The organism is Halorubrum marinum (genome assembly GCF_048381195.1).
Lineage (GTDB): Archaea > Halobacteriota > Halobacteria > Halobacteriales > Haloferacaceae > Halorubrum.
In genome coordinates, this window is sequence record NZ_JBLWMM010000004.1 from 183,094 (window position 1) to 203,317 (window position 20,224).

The following is a 20,224-nucleotide window of genomic DNA, read 5'->3' on the forward strand; positions in this document are numbered from 1 at the left end:
GCTATGACAGATAACGACAGACACGATTCGACGGCAGACGCGGCCGCCCCAACCGATGAAGGGGTTGCCCGAACCGACGGAGGAATGACCGATGTCGAACGAGAGAAGCAGACGGATTACCTGGACGTCGAGATCAACCTATTGAAACCCGCGACGCCGTTCATGCGCGATCACCTCCGAGTGATCTGGATCGGCTTCGCGATCTGGGTCGTGACCACGTTCGGACCCATAACCGCGACGCGGATCGCCCCGGGCGCGATGACGACGGAGATGCCGGTGATCGGCTTCCCGTTCCACTACTTCGCGATCGCGATCGGTGCGCCGGGTGCCGCGCTGCTCCTCTCCGTGTGGTACGCGAAGAAGCGCGACGCGATCGACGAGAAGTACGGCATCGAACAGGTCGACAACGCGGCGTTGGACGCCGACGACCCAGCCGATGAAGGGGCTGCCGCCGCCGACGGGGGTGCCGCCGAATGATCCCGACATCCGTGCTCATGCAGTCGGAGGAGCTGCTCCCGGAAGGGCTGGAGATCGGCTTCAAGCTCGTTCCGGCGATCATCGTCATCTCGATGATGGGCCTGTTCCTCGCGGTCGGCTTCGTGTTCAAGGTCGCCGACACCGACGACATGTGGGTCGCCGGGCGGTCGATCGGGAACGTCGAGAACGGGATGGCGATCGGCGCCAACTGGATGTCCGCGGCGTCGTACCTCGGAATGGCCGCGCTGATCGCGCTGTCGGGCGTGTACGGACTCGCCTTCGTCGTCGGCTGGACGACGGGCTACTTCGTCCTGCTCATCTTCATGGCCGCGCAGATGCGTCGGTTTGGCAAGTACACGGCGCCCGACTTCGTGGGTGACCGCTTCAACTCGGACACGGCGCGGGCGCTCGCGGCGATCACCACCTTCCTCATCGGGTTCGTGTACGCGCTCGGACAGGCTCGCGGGATGGGACTCGTCGGGATGTACGTCCTCGGCGATATCAACAACGTGATCGCGCTCCCCGGGCTGAGCGCGTATCAGGCGATGATGGTGCTGTTCATGGTCGTCACCGTCGCGTACCTGACGCTCTCGGGGATGCTCGGCGCGACGAAGAACATGGCGCTGCAGTACGTCATCCTCATCGGCGCGTTCATCGTCGGGCTGTTCGCGACGGGCTGGGCGTCCGGGTACTCGACGATTCTCCCCCAGATAGAGTACGGGATGTTGATAAGCGAGCTCGGGAGCGAGTTCTCAGCGCCGTTCGCGGGCGGGAGTTACTACCTCTGGATCGCGACCTGTTTCAGCCTCGTGTTCGGGACCTGCGGACTCCCGCACGTGCTCGTCCGGTTCTACACCGTCGAGAACGAGCGGACGGCCCGCTGGTCGTGTACGTGGGGGCTCGGATTCATCGCCGTGCTCTACCTGTCCGCACCCGCGTTCGCCGCCTTCGGGACTGACCTCTACAGCGACGCGGTCCGTCCGGCGTACGGCGACCCCGGCATGACCAGCGCGGCCGGAGACGTGATCGTCGTGCTCGCCGCACAGCTCGCGAACCTGCCGACGTGGCTCGTCGGCTTCGTCGCCGCGGGCGGCATCGCCGCCGCCGTCGCGACGACCGCGGGGCTGTTCATCGCCGCGTCGTCCGCCATCTCGCACGACATCTACGCGAACATCATCAACGAGGACGCGACGCAGCGCCAGCAGGTGCTCGTCGGTCGACTCAGCATCGTCGCCATCGGCCTGCTCACGATCATCTTCGCGCTCGACCCGCAGCAGCCGATCGCCGCGCTCGTCTCCTTCGCGTTCTCGCTCGCTGCTATCGTCCTGTTCCCGATGTTCTTCCTCGGGCTCTGGTGGGAGAACACCAATCGGCCCGGCGCGCTCGCCGGGATGATCACCGGACTGGTCGTCTGGTTCATTCCGATGTTCAACGAGGCGAACTTCGGGCTGTTGACGACGCCGGAGGGACAGACGGCCTTCATCCCGGTGCTCAACACGTGGATGCCCGCCATCGGCTCGGCGCTCATCGGCGTCCCGATCGTCTTCGCGGTGACGATCTTCGTCTCGTACGTCACCGACGAGCCGCCGCTGCGGACCAAACAGATGGTCCGGCAGTGTCACAGTCCCGACCCGATGCCGAAGGACAAGACGGCCGCGCAGGTCGTCGCCGAAAAGAACAACAACGCGCCTGCTGACGACTAACCGATGTACGAAAAGATCCTCATTCCGACCGACGGAAGCGACGTGGCGAACAACGCGGTGGCTCACGCGATCGATCTCGCCGAGAAGTACGACGCCGAGATCCACGCCCTGTTCGTGGCCGACACGGACATGGTCGCGTACAGCCTCGGGACCGAGCAGGTGGACCGAATCCGCCAGGGTAAGTTCGGTGAAATGACCGAGTTGGCCGAGGACGCCGCAGAAGCGACGGGCTTCGTCCGTGACCAAGCGGAGGCCGCTGGCCTCGAGTTCTTCGAACGACACGCGGGGGGCCAGCCGCACGACGTGATCGCCGACTACGCGCGGAACCACGATATCGACCTCATCGTGATGGGGAGCCACGGTCGCTCCGGCGTCCGTCGCGCGCTCCTCGGGAGCGTCACCGAGCGGACCCTCCGATCGACCCACGTTCCGGTGTTCGTCGTCGACTACGTCGAGGGGCGCTGAGGCCGTCGAACTCGGACTCGAATCTTTTTGTCGCCGTCGACGAGAAACACCGATACCCGGACCGATCCCGAACATCCAAGCCGCCGGCACGAGGACGCACACTCATGACCGACACGACCGCACCAGACGACTCGGGGAGCGAGCCGAGTCTCGGCGATCGGCTCCGCAGGCACGTCTCCGAGAACCGGCGAGGCATGTTACATGACCTCGTGTTCGCGTTGGCGTGGGTGACACTCGTGTCGCTGTTGTTCGATTACGTCTTCGTGAACGCGCCGACGTGGGCGTACTACATGTTCATGCTCGCTGGAATCCCGGCGTACTTCGGCTTCTTTATCTCGTTGGACATGGCGCGGGAACAGCGGTAGCGCCCAAGCCGCCAATGCTGTTCGGCGTTTACCGTGCCGGGCCGTCGAGTCGGTCGGTCGTCGAGGCGGTCAGTCGTCGAGTGCGTCGGCAGACGGGTCGGCTGATGCCTCCGACCCGCCCTCGACGACCCCCTCGGTCCACGTCCCGCGGAGGAACCACGCCGCGCCGACGACGAAGGAGACGACCGCGGCGGTCGCGTACGCCCACCACAGGCCCACAACGCCCCAGTCGAGGCCGGTGTAGCCGATATCGAACGCGGGAACCGCAACTGGGCCGACGTCGACTCCACCGAGCGTGACGCCGACCGCGCCGAACGCGAGCAGCGCGGCGAGCGGGATCCTGACGACCCACCGCGAGAGCAGCGACAGCACCAGCGCGGCCTTCGTGTGTCCGGCGCCGCGGAACGCGCCCTGAATCACCATCAGGCCGCCGAAGAACGCCCACGACAGCGCGATGACGCGGAGGAAGACGACTCCCTCAGCGATCGTCGCGGGATCGTCGATGAAGACGCCGATCGCGGTCGCGGGGAACAGCCAGACGGCGCCCCCGGCGACTCCCAAAAGCGCCATCGTTCCGAGGGTGGCGACCCGGGTGACCGCGGCGGCGCGCTCGGGCGTCTCCGCGCCGAGGTTCTGTCCCACGCCGGTCGCGGTCGCCTGTCCGACCGCGCCCGCGACCGACCACGAGATCGACATCAGCCTGACGCCGATGCCGTACGCGGCGGTCGCGGCCGGGCCGAACCGCGCGACGAGCGCCGCCATGAACACCGCCGCGAACGACCGCGCCCACCCGTCGAGGGTGGCCGGGTAGCCGACGTCGATGAGCTTCCGGAGGATCGCGGGATTCGGCTTGAGGTCCCCCAGGTACAGCTTCACTCCCCAGTCCCCGCGGAGGAGGATCCAGACTCCCGCTCCGGTCGCGAACAGCCGCGCGATGAGCGTCGCGACCGCGGCCCCCCGCGTGCCGAGCGCCGGGACCGGCCCCCACCCGAGGATGAACACCGGGTCGATGACGATGTTGATCCCGGCGGAGATCCCGACGAGCCACATCGCCGTTTTCGTGTCACCGGCCCCCTGCAACGAGGAACGGAACGCGAAGAAGAGGAACGTGAGCGGCAGCGTCAGAAAGATGACCTCGATGTACGCGAGCGCCTCGACGAACACCGCGTCGCGCGCACCGATCCAGTACAGCAGCCAGTGTCGGGCGGCGAACCCGACGAGCGCCAGCGCGACGGAAACGACCACCGCGAGCAGTATCGTCTGGGCCACGATCTCGTCGGCGCGCCGGTCGTTGCCGGCGCCGACGTGCTGGGAGACGAGGGCGATAGTCGCGGCCGTGAGTCCCATCGCCGTCGAGACGAACAGCCACGACAGCGGGAACATGAGCGAGACCGCGGCGACGGCCTCGGTGCTCACGCGGCCGACCCAGAACATGTCCGCGAGGTTGTAGAGGGTCTGTAGCAGGTTTCCGAGCACGAGCGGCCACGCCAACTCGAACAGCTTCGGGGATATCGCTCCCGTCGTCATGTCGACCCGGGCGTCGTCGTTTCCCACGGTTCAGTCTACGAGGGCACACGAGGGGCACGCCCCTAACGGTTCGGGAGCCGGTGGGTTCGAAGGGGATCGGTGGGCCCACGGTCGACCTCGATCCGCGGCGTCATCGACCCGCGCGACGGATGTCCGCGACGTCTAACAGCGGCTCGTCCGGGTCGAGCGCCGAGCGGTACGCCGCCCGCGCGACGACCTCGACGGGGAGCGGGCGCGCCTCTCCGAGGCGGTCAGCGACGGGTGTTACGGAGTCGACGAGCCTGAGTCCGGTGTTAACGAGCGCCGAGAAGTGCGGCTGGTCGGCGCCGTACACCGGACCCAGACGCAGCGTCACGAGGGCGATGTCGAGTCCGGCGATCGCCGCCTCAGCTCGCCGCTTGGCCGTCAGGTACGCGCTCCGAGCGCCGGGCGGTTTCATCGCCGATGAGAGAAACACGAAGGTTTCGACGCCGGCCCGCTCCGACTCCAAGGCGGTGATCACGGCGCTGTCGCCGTTGAGCCGCTCGAAGGTGACGCCGTCGCCCGGTACTTCCTCCGTGATCCCGACGGAGTGAACGACCACGTCGACGCCGACGAGTCTGTCTCGCCACGCGTCGGGACGGAAGAGGTCGGCGCTGGTCCACGAGACCGCGTCGGCCCAAGGGGCGTCGGTCGGTGGACGGCCGCGTCGCGAGACGCTCCGCACGTCGTGACCGTCGCGCACCGCGAGCCGGCAGATCTCGCGGCCGATGAACCCGCTGCCGCCGACGACGAGGAGGGTCGACATACGTATCGGTTGTCACCGAACTGCCTTGGCGTTTTGGTCGGTGCGTCGTGGGTACAGCGCCTCGTATCGACGGTTTCGCCGGACGTACGCCGACAGATCGCGGCGCGAGTGACGCACACAACACTTATCATGGAGTCGGGAGTCTGTCCAGACGCGATGGCGAAAGGCAAGGTCGACTTCTTCAACGACACCGGCGGCTACGGATTTATCGAGAGTGACGACGCTGACGAGGACGTGTTCTTCCACATGGAAGACGTCGGCGGCCCGGACCTCGAGGAAGGCCAGGAGGTAGAGTTCGATATCGAGGAGGCGGACAAAGGTCCGCGCGCGAAGAACCTCACTCGACTGTAGCTCCGACGGCAGCATCCGCGCCCGACGATACCGAACAGCTCTCGAAACATATCTCGCGTATATTCACGCGCCGAGCGACGGCCCTGTCGACGCGCCGAGCGACGACGCTGTCTGTTTGTCCGCCGACTCTCCGCGTAGACGCAAGGGCGTACACCGCGAGCGACGCCGGAAGTTCGCCGAGCAGTACCGCTTGCGGGGGCACATCACGCCTTCCTCACGACGCGCCGAGCGTGGAGGCGGACGAGGAGCCGGATCGAAATGACGGTGACAATCAGACAGCCGGTGATGGCCGCGAAGACACCGATCACCGCCGACAAATCACCGAGCGCACTGGGGGCCGGAACGGTAACCGGGCGACGAACGAGCGGCGACGCAGCCCGGGCCGCGGCCGCCGTCGTGTCGGCCTGCCAAGCGACGACGCTCGTCAGTGAGGCGATAGCCGCGACGGCCCCGAGCCAGGCGGCCACTGAAGCCGCTCTCGCCCGGCGGCGCCGACTCTCTCGTGAGATCGTCGTCTCGGATGGGGTGGATCGCCGATTCCGTCGGGATCGAACCCGTACGGCCGGGGGTTCGCCGTCGCGGTTTCCGGGACGGCGGCTTCGACCGGTCGATCGCCGCCCCCTACGCTCTGGTCGCCGGTTTCGCGGGCGCATACGGCCGGTGGCCTCGCCACCGGTGGTAAACGCTCGCCTCCCGATCGCCGTCCGGTCGATCGGGCCCGTCTGTCGAGCAACTCAGGGGTTTTTGCCGCACGACGGCTTACGGACTCCATGTCGTCCCCCGAGCCGACCTACCGGACGCTGCGGGTGCTGTGCGCGAACGCAGCCGGTATGGCCGGGTTCCTCCTCGCGCTCGTCGCCGGACAACAGCTCGCGGGCGCGCTCGTCGTCGCCGCGATCGTTGGAGCGATCGGGTACGTCGCCTCCAGCGTGGTCGTCGACTTCGCGGCCGCCGGGTCGGACGGCCCTCGGTCCGGTTCGTGATCCGATCCGGTTCGGTTCGCAAAAAGGCAAAAGCAGAGGGGATCTGAAAGCGCGAGTTAGAACGCGCCGGGGTAGACGCTGACGTCGGCGTGGAGCTCGTCGCGGAGCGCGGTGTGGACGTGGCAGATGCCCTCCGCGCGCTCGGCGATATCGCTCGCGGTTTCGTCGTCGAGATCGGCCTCGACGTGCACGTCGAAGGCGATCGCCGAGAGGTCGTCGTCCTCGTCGAGTTCGGCGCTCGCGTCGATCTGTACCTTCCCGAGGTCCTCCTCGCCGCGCTGGCTGCCGCCGACGCGGAACGCGGGGAGATAACAGGAGGCGTAGGTTGCGATGAGCGCGGCGTTGGGGTTGGGGCCGGTCTCGTCGGTCGCGTCGATCTGGAGGTCGAAGTCGCCGACTTGGCTCGTGCAGGCGTATCCTTCCTCGGAAACGGTGGTGGTTTCGATGTCCGACATACGTGTACGTGGTGGGTTCGCCCCGGCCTAAAGGTTGCCATACCCGAAACGCCGCGAGCGAAAACGAGGCTCGGAGCGGTCGCGGGACGCTACTCCAGCGTGTACGTCTCGTCGCCGTCGAGCACGACCGGTTCGGCGGCCGCACCGGCCGCTTTCACCTCGTTGACGAACTCACGCGTGTCGATCTCGATCGGCGGGAACGTGTCGTAGTGCATCGGGAAGACGACGTCGGCACCCACCCAGTCGGCGGCGATACCGGCCCCGGCCGGTCCCATGGTGAAGTGATCCCCCGCGGGGAGCGCCGCGGCGTCGGGTTCGAGGTACGGCGCGATCACGTCGACCATCTCGGACATGATCCCCGTATCACCGGCGTGGTAGAAGGTCGTGCAGTCGGCGTCGGACTCCTGTGTCGGCTTCTTGTCGCCGATCACGAATCCGGCGGGCATTCCCGCGGACGTGCCGTAGCCGGTGTCGATCCCGTTGGAGTGGTCGGCACGGACCATCGTCACCCACGCGTCGCCGCATTCGACGGTGCCGCCGATGTTCATCCCCATGCCGCCGACCGCGGAGTCGTGGCCGAACGTGTCCTGGACGTAGCTCGTGAGTTCGGGCGTGGCGACCACGGTCGCGCCCTCGTACCGATCGGCGTCGGCGATGTGGTCCGTGTGACCGTGCGTCAAGAGGAGGTAGTCGGGGTCGAGCTCTTCCGGATCGACGTCGGTCTTCGGATTGTCGAAGTAGGGGTCGATCAGCAGTTCGGTGTCGTCGACCACGACGTGCCACGTCGAGTGGCCGTGCCAAGTGAGTTCCATGATACGCGTTGGATCTCTCAGCGAGTCGTAATAAAAACCGACGCCGCGATCTGGTCGAACGGGATCGACACCGGCACCGTACCCAGCCGTCGGGAGAGGAATTAAGCGCTCGCCGCGCGAACCGTCTGTCGATGCCCTCCGAGCGGAACGACGCCCCGCCGCAGACCGAGCGGTGTCGGGAATGCAATGGGGCGGTCGCCCCCGACGCGAACTTCTGTCCGGGCTGTGGCGCGGATCTGCGCGCGGCGGAACCGCGGAGCGGTGCCCCGCCCGCGTACTGCACGGAGTGCGGCGAGCCCGTCGCGCCCGGCGACGAGTTCTGCGCGAACTGCGGAGCGGCGTGCGGGAGCACCGGGAGCCCGACTCCCGATTCGCGGACTACCGACGCCGACGACACCGCGGATCCGGACGCCCGACGCGAGTTCCGCGCCCGAGTACGGGACCACCTCAACACGGGGTGGGAGCTCACCGAGGACCACGGCGATCGGGTCGTACTCGTCGACAGGGACATCGGCTCGATTTCGATCCACGTCCTTCTCCTGTTGACGACCGGCGGCGTCGGAAACCTGCTGTACGGGTGGTACCACCACTCGGAGCTGGCGGAGACGCGCCGGCTCAGCGTCTCCGACGGTCCGCTCCCGGACGGGGAACTGGCGACGCCCCGCGATGCGGACCCGCTCGTCACGCTCTCCGGCTATCTCCTGGGCGGACTGTTACTGTTCATCGGGCTGGGAATCGCCTCCGTCTCGATCGGAGAGGGAGCGGTCCTCGGCGCGCTGTTCGGGCTCGCGTTCGCCGCGATCGGGCTGTGGCTGACACCGCCTGCAGAGCGTCGGCTCGATCGTCGACACGGTCTCTCCCGATTCGGCCGTATCCGAACCGTCGACCACCGGATCACCCCCGCAACGGAGCGGACTGAGGCCCCCTGCGTCGTCTGCGGCGAGGACTTCGAGCGCGGGGTCGTCCGCCGGCGCCGCGATGAGACGGTCGTCGCGGGCGTCCCGATTCGGACCCACTCGATCCGTCACAACCACTACTGTACCGACTGCGCCCGCGAGGAACTGTTCGGCCGCGACGCGAGCGAAACGCAGATCGATCCGGACGTTGACCTCGACGACTCCGAGTTCGGACGGAACGGGGAGACGAAACTGGATGGGGAGACGAAACTGGATGGGGAGACGGAGCGGAAGCGCTGATCAGTCGATTTCCGCTGAGCGCCCTCCGGCAATCCTTTTATCAGTCCGTCCGACGGGGCGGTATGCACCGCGCACGGTTCCGCGACCCGGCTGGCTCGATCCGCGAGGGAACGTACGACCCCGAGACCGACACCGTCTCGTTCGCCGGGGCGGCGTACGCGCTCGACGACCCCGTCATCGACGTGCTCCCGCCCGTCGAGCCGACGAAGATCGTCTGTATCGGCCGTAACTACGCCGACCACGCCGCCGAACTCGACAACGAGGTCCCGGATCGGCCCCTCCTGTTCTTGAAGCCGCCGAACGCGCTCGCGGGCCACGGCGACACGGTCACGGTCCCCGAGGGCAAAGACCGGATCGACTGGGAGGCCGAGATCGCGGTCGTCATCGGCGAGCAGTGTAAGGACGTCGACGCCGCCGACGCGATGGACGTCGTCGCGGGGTTCACCTGCATGAACGACGTGTCGAACCGAGACGACCAGAACCGCGAGCAGAACTGGGTGCGCGGGAAGGCGTTCGACAACGCCGCCCCCCTCGGACCCGTCCTCGCGACGCCCGACGAGGTTCCCGCGGACGCGAGCGTCGAACTCCGCGTGAACGGCGAGACGAAACAGTCGAGCGACCGCTCGTACCTGATGTTCGACGTGCCGACGCTGATCGAGGAGGTCACCTCGTACCTCACCCTCGAAGCGGGCGACGTGATCTCTACCGGCACCCCGGAGGGGGTCGGTGCGCTCGCCGACGGCGACACCGTCGAGGTCGAGGTCGAAGGCGTCGGCACCCTCGAACACGACGTGCGGGTCCCGTGAGACGACGCGAAAGCTGCGACCCCTGAGACGGAGTGACCGCGAGAGACGACCAGACCGGCAACCCGGTGCCGCACGGGCCGATTCCACACCGGGTTTCCGATGAACGGTTCGCCGTCCCCGCTGTCCGGGCTCTCGCGTGACGGACTCGCACGACCAGCGAGTTCGGCCACTCTTAAGACTGACCGACCCGGATACCTCTCCATGCAACCACGGGATCTCTCTGATCACTCTCCGTACGTGCCCGGTCGGGGCGTCGAGGAGGTCGCCCGCGAGCGCGGGCTCGACCCCGACGACCTGATCAAGCTGTCCTCGAACGAGAACCCGCACGGACCGAGCCCCGACGCGGTCGACGCGATCCGGAACCACGCCGATCGCGTCCACCAGTACCCCAAGTCGTCGCACACCGACCTCACCGCGAAGATCGCCGAGACGTGGAGCGTCGACCCCGAGCAGGTGTGGGTGTCGCCGGGGGCGGACGGCTCGATCGACTACCTCTCGCGGGCCGCCTTGGAGCCGGGCGACGAGGTCCTCGTGCCGAGTCCCGGATTCGCGTACTACGCGATGTCGGCCCGCTATCACCACGGTGAGGTCACCGAGTACGCGCTCTCCGCGGACGACGGCTTCGCGCAGAGCGCCGAGACGGTCCTCAGCGCCTACGGCGGCGAGCGAATCGTCTACGTTACCTCGCCGCACAACCCCTCCGGATCGACGATGTCGCTGTCGGCGATAGCGACCGTCGCGGACGCGACCGCGGAGGAGACGCTCGTCGTCGTCGACGAGGCGTACGGGGAGTTCTCGGACGTCGACAGCGCGATTCCGCTGGTCGACGAGCGCGACGACGTGGCGGTCCTCCGCACGTTCTCGAAGGCGTACGGGCTCGCCGGACTCCGGATCGGCTACAGCGTCGTCCCCGAAGCGTGGGGCGAGGCCTACGCGCGGGTCAACACGCCCTTCGCCGCCAACGAGCTGGCGTGCCGGGCCGCGCTCGCGGCGCTGGACGACGAGGAACACGTCGCGAAGTCGGTCGAGACGGCTCGGTGGGCCCGCGAGCACATCGCCGCCGAACTCGACGCACCGACAGTCGAATCCGCGGGGAACTTCGTCCTCGCCGAGGTCGGCGACGCCGACGCGGTCGCCGAGGCCGCACAGGACCGCGGCGTTATCATCCGCGACTGCACCTCCTTCGGTCTCCCGGGCCACGTCCGGATCTCGACCGGCACCCGCGAAGAGACGCGCGAGGCCGTGGCGATACTCAACGAGACGCTGGCGGACCTCGATCTCGGTGTTCGGGCGTGAGCGGTACGGATCGGTCCGGTTCGGACTCCCCGCCGACCCGCGTCGCCGTCACCGGCACCCCCGGAACGGGGAAGTCGACGGCGACGGCGCTCCTCGCGGGAGAGTACGACGTGATTCACCTCAACGACCTGATAAAGGGGGACGACGACCTCTGGACCGAGCGCGACGCCGAGCGCGACACGCTCGTGGCGGACCTCGACGCGGTCCGGGACCGTCTCGACGACTGGTCCGGCGTGCTCGACTCCCACCTCGCGCACCGCTTCGACGTCGACCGCGTTATCGTGTTGCGGTGTCACCCCGAGACGATCGAGGCGCGGCTCCGCGAGCGCGGGGAGTCCGACGCGAGTGTCGCGGAAAATTCGGAGAGCGAGGCGCTCGACGTGATCCTCTCGGAGGCGGTCGCCGAACACGGCGTCGAGAACGTCTACGAGATCGACACCACCGACCGCGACCCCGAGGCCGTCGCCGACGCGATCCGCGCGGCGATCGAGGGCGAGCGCGAGCCGAGCGCCGGCACCGTGGACTTCATCGATTATATATGAGCCGGACGAGAGGGTCGGATCGATAGATGACTCTCGACCAGTACCGATCGGTGGCGGATCGCCTGCTCGGACCGTGGGTGCGCGCCGCCGCGAAGATCGGGCTCTCGCCGGACCAAGTGAGCGTCATCGCCTTCGGCGTCGCCGTCGCCGCCGGTGTCGCCTTCGCCGTCGGCGAGCCCGCGTTTTATCTACTCGGCGCGGTCCTCGTCCTGCTCAACGGCTGGTTAGACCTCGTCGACGGAGCGCTCGCTCGTCACTTGCGGGTGTCCTCCGACGGCGGCGACCTCCTCGATCACGTGCTCGACCGATACGCCGACATCGCGATCATCGCCGGGTTCACGGCCGGGATCGACGCGTACGCGCTCGGATTCGCCGCGGTCACGGGCGTGCTGATGACCTCGTACCTCGGAACGCAGATCCAGGCGGTCGGTATCGGCCGCGAGTACGGCGGGCTCCTCGGGCGCGCGGACCGGCTCGCGCTGATGGGAGTCGTCGGCGTCGTCGCCGCGGTGTACTCGGCCCCGCTCGTCGTCGGGCTGAACGTCGTCGGCTTGTTGCTCGCGCTGTTCGCCGTCGTCGGCCACCTCACCGCGCTCCAGCGGTTCCTCGGCGCGTGGAGCGACTTGTAAGCCCGCCCACCGCAGACGAGCGAACGTTTAAAAGCGTCCGGCCGGAACTGGGGGTATGCCCACCTTCGAGCTGAACCTGTCTGACGACGTCTACGCGGAGTTCCAGCAGCTCGCCGACCAGGAGTTCGTCTCCGAGGAGCAGGCCGCAGAGGACCTCATCGCGTCCGGTATCGAGGCGTACAACGTGAGCGTCGTCGACGACGACCCGCGCGACGAGATGCTCGACGGCGCCGAGAACAACATGTTCGACACGGCACAGGACCCCGGCAGCCTCGAAGACGACCGGCTGTAAGTCGGCGTCGCTCTCCTTGTTATCTCAACTGTCGGCCGCGGAGTGACGACAGCCGAGCCGACCCCTACGAGCCGCCGCTAGTACCCGAGCCGCAGGGCCCGGTTCGCCGCCAGCGTCGCGAGGCCGAGCGCCATCACGACGGCGAGCAGTCCGACGGCGACGGTCCATCCGGCGATATCGGAGATCGCGCCGACGACGACGCTGCCCGAGGCACCGATCACCATGTAGGCGGTCCGGACCAGTCCGAAGCCGGCCCCGCGCTCGGCCTCTGACAGGAGGTCCATGAACCGCGACTGCAGCGGCGCCCCCCACGACATCGCGAGACCGACGAAGCCGACGGCGACGACGGTTACCGGGAGTCCGAGGTCGAACGCCGCCGTCGCGGCGAGCAGCCCGTAGCCGACGACGCCGGCCGCCATCGTGCCCATCACGGTCGCGTCTCGTCCGATTCGGTCGGATACCGATCCCGTGATCGGCTGTGTCCCGCCGTGGACGACGAAGTACAGCGAGAACAGCAGCGCCGACAGCGCCGTGGAGAATCCCCCGCCGATCTCGAGGAACGTCGGGAGGAACGAGGCGGTCGCTTGCCACGTGAACGCGCCGAGCGTCGCCAGCGCGGTGGTGTACGCGATGCGCGGCCGGGAGAGGAGTTCGACGAGGGGCCCGAGCGCGAACCGCTCGCGGATCGGTTGGTCGGGGCGGACCGGCTCGGTCGGTCGCACACGCCACGCGAACAGGAGGAACACCGGCACCGCGGCGGCGACGCCGAGCAGGATCCCGACGCGCCACCCGTATCGCGACCCGACGAGCGCGGCCAACGGGGGCGCAGCGAGCCCCGCGAGCGGTCCCCCGGCCACGTGGACGCCGATAGCGCGGCCGATGTCGTCGAACTGCTTGGTGAGGAAGGTCGTCGCGACCGAGTAGTGGAGCCCCGCTCCCGTACCGAGAACGACGGTGAACAGCGCGAACACCGCGATCGACGGCGAAAGCGCGATCAGCAGCGAGGCGACCGCGGTCGCCCCCACGGCGGTCAAAATGATGAGGCGCTCGCCGTACCTGTCACCGAGGACGCCGGAGGGGAACTGCGCTAGCGCGTACGCGAGCCACATCCCGGAGAGCGCGAGCCCGACGGTCGCGTTCGTGACGCCGAACTCGGCGGTGATCCGCGGAACGAGCGGACTGATGACCAGTCGGGCCACCATCGTCGCGGTGAACGCGAGCGTACAGAGCGCGAGCGCCGTGTGTTTGTACCGCCAGTTCACGGTCGTCGTATTCGACCGGTATCAAAGCGGCTTCCGGTCGCGGCCAGCGGGACCGGCTGTGGTGTGCGATCGGGACACGCACGGCACCAGACGGAGCGGCCACCCGACGGAGCGGCCACCCGACGGAGCGGCAACTCGACGGGACCGGTCAGACCTCGAACGCGATCGGGTACTCCGTGAGGTTCTCGTAGCCGTCCTCGGTGACGACGACCAAGTCCTCGATCCGGACGCCGCCGACCGCGGGGTCGTAGAGCCCGGGCTCGACGGTGACGACGTGGCCCGGCTCCAGTTCGCCGCCGCCGCTCGCGAGCCGCGGGAGTTCGTGGACGTCGAGGCCGATGCCGTGACCGGTCGAGTGGATGAAGCCGGTCTCGGTGTCGGGGTCCGTCCGGAACGTCGGCTCACCGGCGTCCTCGTACACCGCACAGGCCGCGGCGTGGACGTCGGCGCCGGTCGCGCCCGGCTCGACCGCGTCGAGCGCGGCCTCGAACGCGCGTTCGGTGAGGTCGTACCACTCCCGCAGCCGCTCGCTCGGCTCTCCGACGCAGAACGTCCGGGTCATGTCCCCGTTGTACTTCGTCGCCTTCGAGCGCGGGAAGATGTCGACGATGATCGCCTCGTGCGCCCGGAGCGGCCCGGAACCGCGGTTGTGGGGGTCAGCGGCCTGTGCGCCACCGGCGACGATCGTCTCGTCGAGCGCGCAGCCGTGACGCAGCAGCGTCACCTCGATCTCCTCGGCGACGCGCTCGCTGGTGAGCGCCTCGCCCTCGTAGAGCAGCGTGCCCGGCTCAACGTCGCCGTCCTCGACGTCTTCTGTCGACACGTCTTCGCCCGCCACCTCGGCGTCGGCAAGCAGCGATTCCGCGGCTCGCATCGCGGCCTCGTTGGCCGCCTGGGCCTCGCGGATCGCGTCTATCTCTTCGTCCGTCTTGACCGCGCGGACCTCGGCGAGCGCGTCGTCGCCGTCGACGGTCACGCCGATTCCCCGGTCGCGCAGTGCGTCGGCGGTCCCGACCGGCCCTCGCGGGGGCATCGACACCGACTCGACGCCCTTGTCGCGGACGAAGGCGGCGTACATGTCGTACCGTTCCTCGCGGCCGCCGTACTCGTAGTCGTAGTCGGCGTGCCGCTCGACGGTGTCGGCCGCCGCCTCTTCGGTCGCGCGACCGTACTCGAGTCCGGAGACGAGGACGTGGACGGAGCCGTCGGCGTACAGCGTCACGAACGGGTCGGGACCGGTGAACCCGGAGAGGTACAGCTGGTTGGCGTCGTCCTGTGACGCGTCGAGGAGGTAGCCGTCCGTGTCGATGTCGGCGAGACGGGCGTCGAGACGCTCGCGGTTCATACCCCTCATCCTCGGGCGCGGGCCATATCGGTTGCCCTCTCGGGCGGTCGTCTCAGCCCCGGCCGCGGCCGCCATCGACGAACCGATCGGTACGAAATATCTATATAGGAGAAACCGCCCGAACAGCGGGCGAACAGAACCGGAGATCGAGCACCGGAAATTACCGGCAACTATCGCCATATCACCGTTCATGACGGTCCCTACTCACGCTTTTCAGAATTGAAATCAGACCTATGATTTAAATTCTCTCAGTCCTTATCTGTTAGTGAGGAAACCAACCGAGATTCGTCTCTCGGGCTCTCGTTCCCTCCACTTGAACTAACCAATGAGCGAAAACGTTCGAACGTATACGACGGAGCACGTCGACGAAACCGAATCGGACGAGTCGGCGGCGGAGGAACTGCGGTGTCCCGAGTGCGACGGCCAGCTCGCGACGGACACGGAACACGGCGAGACCGTCTGTGTCGACTGCGGGCTCGTCGTCGAGGAGGACGAAATCGACCGCGGGCCGGAGTGGCGCGCGTTCGACTCCAAAGAGAAGGACAGCAAGTCGCGCGTCGGCGCCCCGACGACGAACATGATGCACGACAAGGGGCTCTCGACCAACATCGGCTGGCAGGACAAAGACGCCTACGGCAAGTCGCTGTCGAGCCGCCAGCGCGAGAAGATGCAGCGGCTGCGCACGTGGAACGAGCGGTTCCGCACGCGCGACTCGAAAGAGCGCAACCTGAAGCAGGCGCTCGGCGAGATCGACCGCATGGCCAGCGCGCTCGGGCTCCCGGACAACGTCCGCGAGACCGCCAGCGTCATCTACCGCCGCGCGCTCGACGAGGACCTGCTCCCCGGCCGCTCCATCGAGGGCGTCGCGACGGCCAGCCTCTACGCGGCGGCCCGACAGGCCGGGACGCCGCGCAGCCTCGACGAGATCGCCGCCGTCTCCCGCGTCGAAAAAGACGAGATCGCGAGGACGTACCGCTACGTCGTTCGCGAGCTCAAACTGGAGATCCAGCCCGCTGACCCCGAGAGCTACGTCCCGCGGTTCGCCTCCGATCTCGGCCTCTCGGACGAGGCCGAGCGGCGGGCGCGATCGCTCCTCGAAACGGCGAAGTCACAGGGGATCCACTCGGGCAAATCGCCCGTCGGACTCGCGGCCGCGGCCGTGTACGCCGCGTCGCTGCTCGTCAACGAGAAGGTGACCCAGAGCGAGGTCAGCGACGTGGCGAACATCAGCGAAGTCACGATCCGGAACCGGTACCACGAGCTGCTCGAAGCCGAGGACGGCGTCGCGCTGAACTGACGACGTTTTCACCTGTTGTTCTCACCGTCCCAGTAGTCCACGTCGTCGTCGATCCGATAGTACCCCGATAACGACCGCTGCTCGCGTCCGCCCGGCGGTGAGCCGACGTACACGCCGAACGTCTCCGAGTCCGGGTACACGGTCACGTCGGGCTCGCGCATCGTCGAGACGACGAGGTACCGGAGCGGTTCGTCGCCGTCGTTGACCACGCGGTGCGCGCCGGACGCGTCGGCGGGGAACGCGGCGTACTCGCCCGGACGGAGCGGGTAGGTCTCCCCGTCGAGTCGCAGCGTTCCCGCTCCCGCGAGGACGTACAGCGCCTCCTCGTTCGCCGTGTGGTAGTGGTACGGCCACGACCGCTGGCCCGCCGGGAGCTCGTAGAGGCTACAGCCCAACTCCTCGCTATCCGCCGCTTCGCCCAGTTGTTTTCGTCGCCACGCGGCGTCCGCGGCATCGGGCGTCGTCCACGACAGGTCGTCCGCGTTAATCGGCATCGTGAGTCGATCTCACGCGGCCCCGACAAAGGTGTTCGCGTGGAAGGTGTTCGCGTGGAGCGTGTCGAAACTCGCGAGACGCTGACGCCGCGAGCCGAAACCGCGAAGGGGGCGTGTGCCGATCCGAACGCATGGAGACGACTCGCCACTTCACGGCGACCACGTACATCGTCAACGACGGCGCCACCGCGTTGCACGAACACGATCGGCTCGGAATTCGGCTGCCACCGGGCGGCCACGTCGACCGCGACGAGCTTCCGCACGAGGCGGCTCTGCGCGAGGTCGGCGAGGAGACGGGGCTGCAGGCCGATCTCGTCGCGACCGAGTCGTCGATCACCGGGCCGAACACGCGGGGGCTCCCGGAGCCCGCTCACCTCATGTTACACGACATCAACGTCCACGAGGACGGATCGGTCGGCCACCAACACGTCGATCACCTCTACTACGCCCGCGTGGACTCGCGCGATATCGATCCGAACGGCAACGACGAGGTCGACGCGAACGGGTGGCGATGGTACACGCCCGCGGAATTGGCGGCGAGCGACCTCGAAGAAGACGTCGTCGATCTCGGACGGGAAGCGATCGAAGCTGTCGAGGACGAATTCTCGTCGTCGCGATAGGTGAACCGGTCACGTTTAGGACATGAATACGTCGTCGTACGGCGTCAGACGGCCGTCTCACGCTCCGGAAGGTATTTGAGTCGTTGTTGGCGACATAAACCAAGAATGGACGCACAGCGAAGAACGGAGATCACCGAGTGGGACGCCCGCGAGTTCTCGGGCGGCTTCTCCGGACTCCGACCCCTCGCGGACCGTGGATTCTCCGGTGCGGTAACCGACGGGATGGGGTGGCTGTTCCTGTTCGACGGTCGCGTCGTCGGCACGGCCGACGCCGACCTCGACGCGTTCGCGGACGCGTCGGGGACCGTCTACGAGGCACCGCACGAGTCGCTTCCGGTCCTGTTCGCTATGCAGGAGCAGGGAGGTGAACCCCGAGCGCAGTACTACACGAACGACACGCCGCTGTCGGAGGCGGACCGCAAGCTCTCGCGGGGGGGATTCACCGGCTACATCGAACTGTCCGAGAACGTCCTATCGGGCGACTACTACGTCACGTACACCGCCGGAGAGTCGATGGCGGCCGCGTACGTCGGTAACTCCCGTCGGCTCGAAACCGGCGATGACGCGTTCGCGCTCGCCGACGACGAAGTCGGGATATACACGGTCTACGAGGTCGATGTGACCGTCCGAGAGATCCCGAGCGACACCGATGATACCAGCAGTGGCGGCGAGCGGTCGACCGAAACGGGAACTGATACCGACGGAGAAACAGCGCCGTCTGGTACCGACGCAGCCGCTTCGTCCGGTACAGCCGAGGACGGGGTGACGGGCGCCGACGAGGTGACAGGTACCCGCGAGGTGACGGGCACCGACGAGGTGAGAGACGCTGCCGAGGCAACAGGCGCCGAGGAATCCGAGCGGATCGAAGCCGACCCGAGCGAGAGCGCCGGAGACGATCCGGTTGCTGTCGACGACGCCGACGACGCCGACGACGCCCACGACGCCCACGACGCCGACCAGGGAGGGCAAGCGGCGGAGGAGGGGGAACGGACTCGCGAACCGGAAGCAGATCCCGCGTACCGGGAGACCGCAGACGCTGCGGCTGTGGACGCGACGGCCATCGACGCGGCGGCGTCACGGCACGACGAATCCGCTGGTGTCAACGCGGGACCCTCACCCCGCGAAGCCGACGACATCTCGTCCGCCGAAAGCGACGACCGTGGCGCGAAAAATTCCGACGGCGGCGTCGCTGACGACGACGTGTTCTCCGAGGAGGAGCAGTGGCGCGAGCAGAAGTCGATCCCCGCGCTCGACCCCTCCGAGGCGAGTGACCCGCCGGGACAGGGATCCGAATCGAACGCGGACCGCTCCGACGCCAACACGAGCGCCGCAGGCGACGACAGGAACTCACCGGAGCCGCGGGCGACGGGGCGACGATCCGAACGACGGTCGGCAGTGTCACAGACCGCCTCGGAGACGCAGAAGGGCAGTGGGTCGGAGCGCCTTCGACAGCTCGAACGCTCCCTCGACGAGGCGCAGTCGGAGCGGGAGTCGCTGAAAGCGGAGCGTGATGCGATCGCGGCGGAACGCGACGAGATCGCCGAGGACCTCGACGCGCTCGAACGGGAACTCGAGAGCCTTCGGTCCGAGCGGGACCGACTTCGCGAGGAGCTCTCTCAGGCACGCACTCGGCTGCCGGACGGCGAGCGAACGATCTCGCCGTCGGAGGCTCGCAGCGGGACGAACCTCTTCGTCCGCTACGACTCCAAGGGGGGCGCGACGCTGGAGGACGCGCACGACGGTGCCATCGACCGCGACGCGCTCCGCGAGAACCTCCAGATCGAACACCACACGAGCTTCGAGACGGACGGGCTCCTCGTCGACGGCCGTCCCTACGAGGAGTTCCTGCGGGAGACGATCGAGTACGGATTCACGCGCTGGCTCGTCGAGGATCTGCCGTTCGAGGTGAGCTCGACCGGGAACCAGAGCGTGCTCCGCGACCTATACGACGCGATTCCGGAGATCGACCGCGCGGAAATCGCCGGCTCCGTCTCCATCACGATCCGAGAGAACGGCGAAGAGATGCGCGAACAGCGCACGTTCGATCTGGTGTTGCGCGATCGGATGGGAAACCCCCTGTTCGTCGCCGACCTCAACGACAGCCGTGATCCGACGGCGGAGGGGACGCTGGAGTCGCTCGTCTCCAACGGCCGCGATATCGCCGAGTCGAACGACTCCTTCGCGGCGGCGTTCGCGGTGACGGAGAGCTTCTTCGAGCCGGGAGCGCTAGAGACCGCGAGCGACGCGGTCGGTGGCGGACTGTTCAGTCGGTCGAAGCGCTCGAGCTTCGTGAAGCTCTCGCGCAAGCAGGGGTATCACCTCTGTCTCGTCGAGGCTCGCGACGGCGGATTCCACATGACCGTTCCCGATCTGTAGTCGGGCGTCATCACGCCTCGAAGCTGAAAAACGACGCAGCTCCGTCGCTCACCGAGGGGTATTCCTCTGTCGGCGTCGGATACGCGTCACTGGTACCGGTGTAGACAGGGTCAAACGAAACGCAAATCAACCGTCAGCGACCGT

23 protein-coding genes are annotated in these 20,224 nt (G+C 67.6%); 15 read left to right on the forward strand and 8 right to left on the reverse strand.

What is annotated here, in order from left to right; all coding sequences use genetic code 11:
• The first annotated feature begins 3 nt into the window (after positions 1-3).
• The 4 genes from ACNSN4_RS07340 (at position 4) to ACNSN4_RS07355 (ending at position 3,010) form a co-directional block, all read left to right on the forward strand.
• Positions 4-477: a DUF4212 domain-containing protein gene (locus ACNSN4_RS07340; protein WP_418285148.1), complete on the forward strand. Its 474-nt coding sequence runs from the start codon at positions 4-6 to the stop codon at positions 475-477.
• A complete protein-coding gene (locus ACNSN4_RS07345) occupies positions 474-2,180 on the forward strand; it encodes a sodium:solute symporter family transporter (protein WP_418285149.1) in 1,707 nt (568 codons plus the stop codon). Before ACNSN4_RS07340 ends, ACNSN4_RS07345 begins: the two co-directional genes overlap by 4 nt.
• Positions 2,181-2,183: 3 nt before the next feature.
• Positions 2,184-2,645, forward strand: coding sequence for a universal stress protein (locus ACNSN4_RS07350; protein ID WP_418285150.1), 462 nt, complete (start codon positions 2,184-2,186; stop codon positions 2,643-2,645).
• Positions 2,646-2,749: 104 nt separating this feature from the next.
• Positions 2,750-3,010, forward strand: a complete 261-nt coding sequence (locus ACNSN4_RS07355) for a DUF8119 family protein (RefSeq protein WP_418285151.1) — start codon at positions 2,750-2,752, stop codon at positions 3,008-3,010.
• A gap of 69 nt (positions 3,011-3,079) precedes the next feature.
• Here the strand turns inward: ACNSN4_RS07355 and ACNSN4_RS07360 are convergent, their stop codons facing one another.
• Together ACNSN4_RS07360 and ACNSN4_RS07365 are read right to left on the reverse strand one after the other, a co-directional pair.
• Complete coding sequence (locus tag ACNSN4_RS07360; protein ID WP_418285389.1) at positions 3,080-4,537, reverse strand: MATE family efflux transporter; 1,458 nt, start codon at positions 4,535-4,537, stop codon at positions 3,080-3,082.
• A gap of 130 nt (positions 4,538-4,667) precedes the next feature.
• Positions 4,668-5,324 (reverse strand): SDR family oxidoreductase, encoded by a 657-nt coding sequence (locus ACNSN4_RS07365; RefSeq protein ID WP_418285152.1) that lies wholly within the window; start codon positions 5,322-5,324, stop codon positions 4,668-4,670.
• 156 nt (positions 5,325-5,480) lie between these two features.
• Here ACNSN4_RS07365 and ACNSN4_RS07370 point away from each other — a divergent pair, with 156 nt between their 5' ends.
• Positions 5,481-5,675: a cold-shock protein gene (locus ACNSN4_RS07370; RefSeq protein WP_418285153.1), complete on the forward strand. Its 195-nt coding sequence runs from the start codon at positions 5,481-5,483 to the stop codon at positions 5,673-5,675.
• 203 nt (positions 5,676-5,878) lie between these two features.
• Here ACNSN4_RS07370 and ACNSN4_RS07375 read toward each other — a convergent pair whose 3' ends face one another.
• On the reverse strand, positions 5,879-6,142 hold the full coding sequence (locus ACNSN4_RS07375; protein WP_418285154.1) for a hypothetical protein: 264 nt from the start codon (positions 6,140-6,142) through the stop codon (positions 5,879-5,881).
• A 303-nt stretch (positions 6,143-6,445) separates the two neighbouring features.
• Here ACNSN4_RS07375 and ACNSN4_RS07380 point away from each other — a divergent pair, with 303 nt between their 5' ends.
• Positions 6,446-6,658 carry a hypothetical protein gene (locus ACNSN4_RS07380; RefSeq protein WP_418285155.1) on the forward strand — a complete coding sequence of 71 codons (213 nt, stop codon included), beginning with the start codon at positions 6,446-6,448 and terminating at the stop codon, positions 6,656-6,658.
• A 56-nt stretch (positions 6,659-6,714) separates the two neighbouring features.
• Here ACNSN4_RS07380 and ACNSN4_RS07385 read toward each other — a convergent pair whose 3' ends face one another.
• Complete coding sequence (locus ACNSN4_RS07385) at positions 6,715-7,113, reverse strand: OsmC family protein (protein ID WP_418285156.1); 399 nt, start codon at positions 7,111-7,113, stop codon at positions 6,715-6,717.
• A gap of 89 nt (positions 7,114-7,202) precedes the next feature.
• Positions 7,203-7,925 carry a metal-dependent hydrolase gene (locus ACNSN4_RS07390; protein ID WP_418285157.1) on the reverse strand — a complete coding sequence of 241 codons (723 nt, stop codon included), beginning with the start codon at positions 7,923-7,925 and terminating at the stop codon, positions 7,203-7,205.
• 131 nt (positions 7,926-8,056) lie between these two features.
• On the opposite strand from ACNSN4_RS07390, the gene ACNSN4_RS07395 reads away from it, so the two are divergent.
• The 6 genes from ACNSN4_RS07395 to ACNSN4_RS07420 all read left to right on the forward strand — a co-directional run bounded on the left by ACNSN4_RS07395 (position 8,057) and on the right by ACNSN4_RS07420 (position 12,686).
• Entirely contained in the window at positions 8,057-9,121 is a 1,065-nt protein-coding gene (locus tag ACNSN4_RS07395) for a zinc ribbon domain-containing protein (RefSeq protein WP_418285158.1), read from the forward strand.
• Between the two features lie 62 nt (positions 9,122-9,183).
• Positions 9,184-9,927, forward strand: a complete 744-nt coding sequence (locus ACNSN4_RS07400; protein ID WP_418285159.1) for a fumarylacetoacetate hydrolase family protein — start codon at positions 9,184-9,186, stop codon at positions 9,925-9,927.
• Positions 9,928-10,128: 201 nt separating this feature from the next.
• The gene (gene hisC, locus ACNSN4_RS07405) at positions 10,129-11,223 is read left to right on the forward strand and encodes a histidinol-phosphate transaminase (RefSeq protein ID WP_418285160.1); all 1,095 of its coding nucleotides are present in this window, start codon (positions 10,129-10,131) and stop codon (positions 11,221-11,223) included.
• A complete protein-coding gene (locus tag ACNSN4_RS07410; protein ID WP_418285161.1) occupies positions 11,220-11,765 on the forward strand; it encodes an adenylate kinase family protein in 546 nt (181 codons plus the stop codon). Before hisC ends, ACNSN4_RS07410 begins: the two co-directional genes overlap by 4 nt.
• 26 nt (positions 11,766-11,791) lie before the next feature.
• Entirely contained in the window at positions 11,792-12,394 is a 603-nt protein-coding gene (locus ACNSN4_RS07415) for a CDP-alcohol phosphatidyltransferase family protein (RefSeq protein WP_418285162.1), read from the forward strand.
• Positions 12,395-12,449: 55 nt separating this feature from the next.
• Complete coding sequence (locus ACNSN4_RS07420; protein ID WP_418285163.1) at positions 12,450-12,686, forward strand: DUF7120 family protein; 237 nt, start codon at positions 12,450-12,452, stop codon at positions 12,684-12,686.
• Positions 12,687-12,763: 77 nt separating this feature from the next.
• On the opposite strand, the gene ACNSN4_RS07425 is transcribed toward ACNSN4_RS07420, so the two are convergent.
• Positions 12,764-13,948 carry an MFS transporter gene (locus ACNSN4_RS07425; RefSeq protein WP_418285164.1) on the reverse strand — a complete coding sequence of 395 codons (1,185 nt, stop codon included), beginning with the start codon at positions 13,946-13,948 and terminating at the stop codon, positions 12,764-12,766.
• 148 nt (positions 13,949-14,096) lie between these two features.
• The gene (locus ACNSN4_RS07430) at positions 14,097-15,293 is read right to left on the reverse strand and encodes a M24 family metallopeptidase (protein WP_418285165.1); all 1,197 of its coding nucleotides are present in this window, start codon (positions 15,291-15,293) and stop codon (positions 14,097-14,099) included.
• A 325-nt stretch (positions 15,294-15,618) separates the two neighbouring features.
• Here ACNSN4_RS07430 and ACNSN4_RS07435 point away from each other — a divergent pair, with 325 nt between their 5' ends.
• Complete coding sequence (locus ACNSN4_RS07435) at positions 15,619-16,590, forward strand: transcription initiation factor IIB (RefSeq protein ID WP_418285166.1); 972 nt, start codon at positions 15,619-15,621, stop codon at positions 16,588-16,590.
• An 8-nt stretch (positions 16,591-16,598) separates the two neighbouring features.
• Here the strand turns inward: ACNSN4_RS07435 and ACNSN4_RS07440 are convergent, their stop codons facing one another.
• Positions 16,599-17,084, reverse strand: coding sequence for a cupin domain-containing protein (locus ACNSN4_RS07440; RefSeq protein ID WP_418285167.1), 486 nt, complete (start codon positions 17,082-17,084; stop codon positions 16,599-16,601).
• Between the two features lie 131 nt (positions 17,085-17,215).
• Between ACNSN4_RS07440 and ACNSN4_RS07445 the strand changes: the two genes are divergently transcribed.
• Together ACNSN4_RS07445 and ACNSN4_RS07450 are read left to right on the forward strand one after the other, a co-directional pair.
• Positions 17,216-17,704, forward strand: coding sequence for an NUDIX hydrolase (locus ACNSN4_RS07445; protein ID WP_418285168.1), 489 nt, complete (start codon positions 17,216-17,218; stop codon positions 17,702-17,704).
• Positions 17,705-17,809: 105 nt separating this feature from the next.
• Positions 17,810-20,080, forward strand: coding sequence for a DUF7527 domain-containing protein (locus tag ACNSN4_RS07450; RefSeq protein ID WP_418285169.1), 2,271 nt, complete (start codon positions 17,810-17,812; stop codon positions 20,078-20,080).
• Positions 20,081-20,224 lie beyond the last annotated feature (144 nt).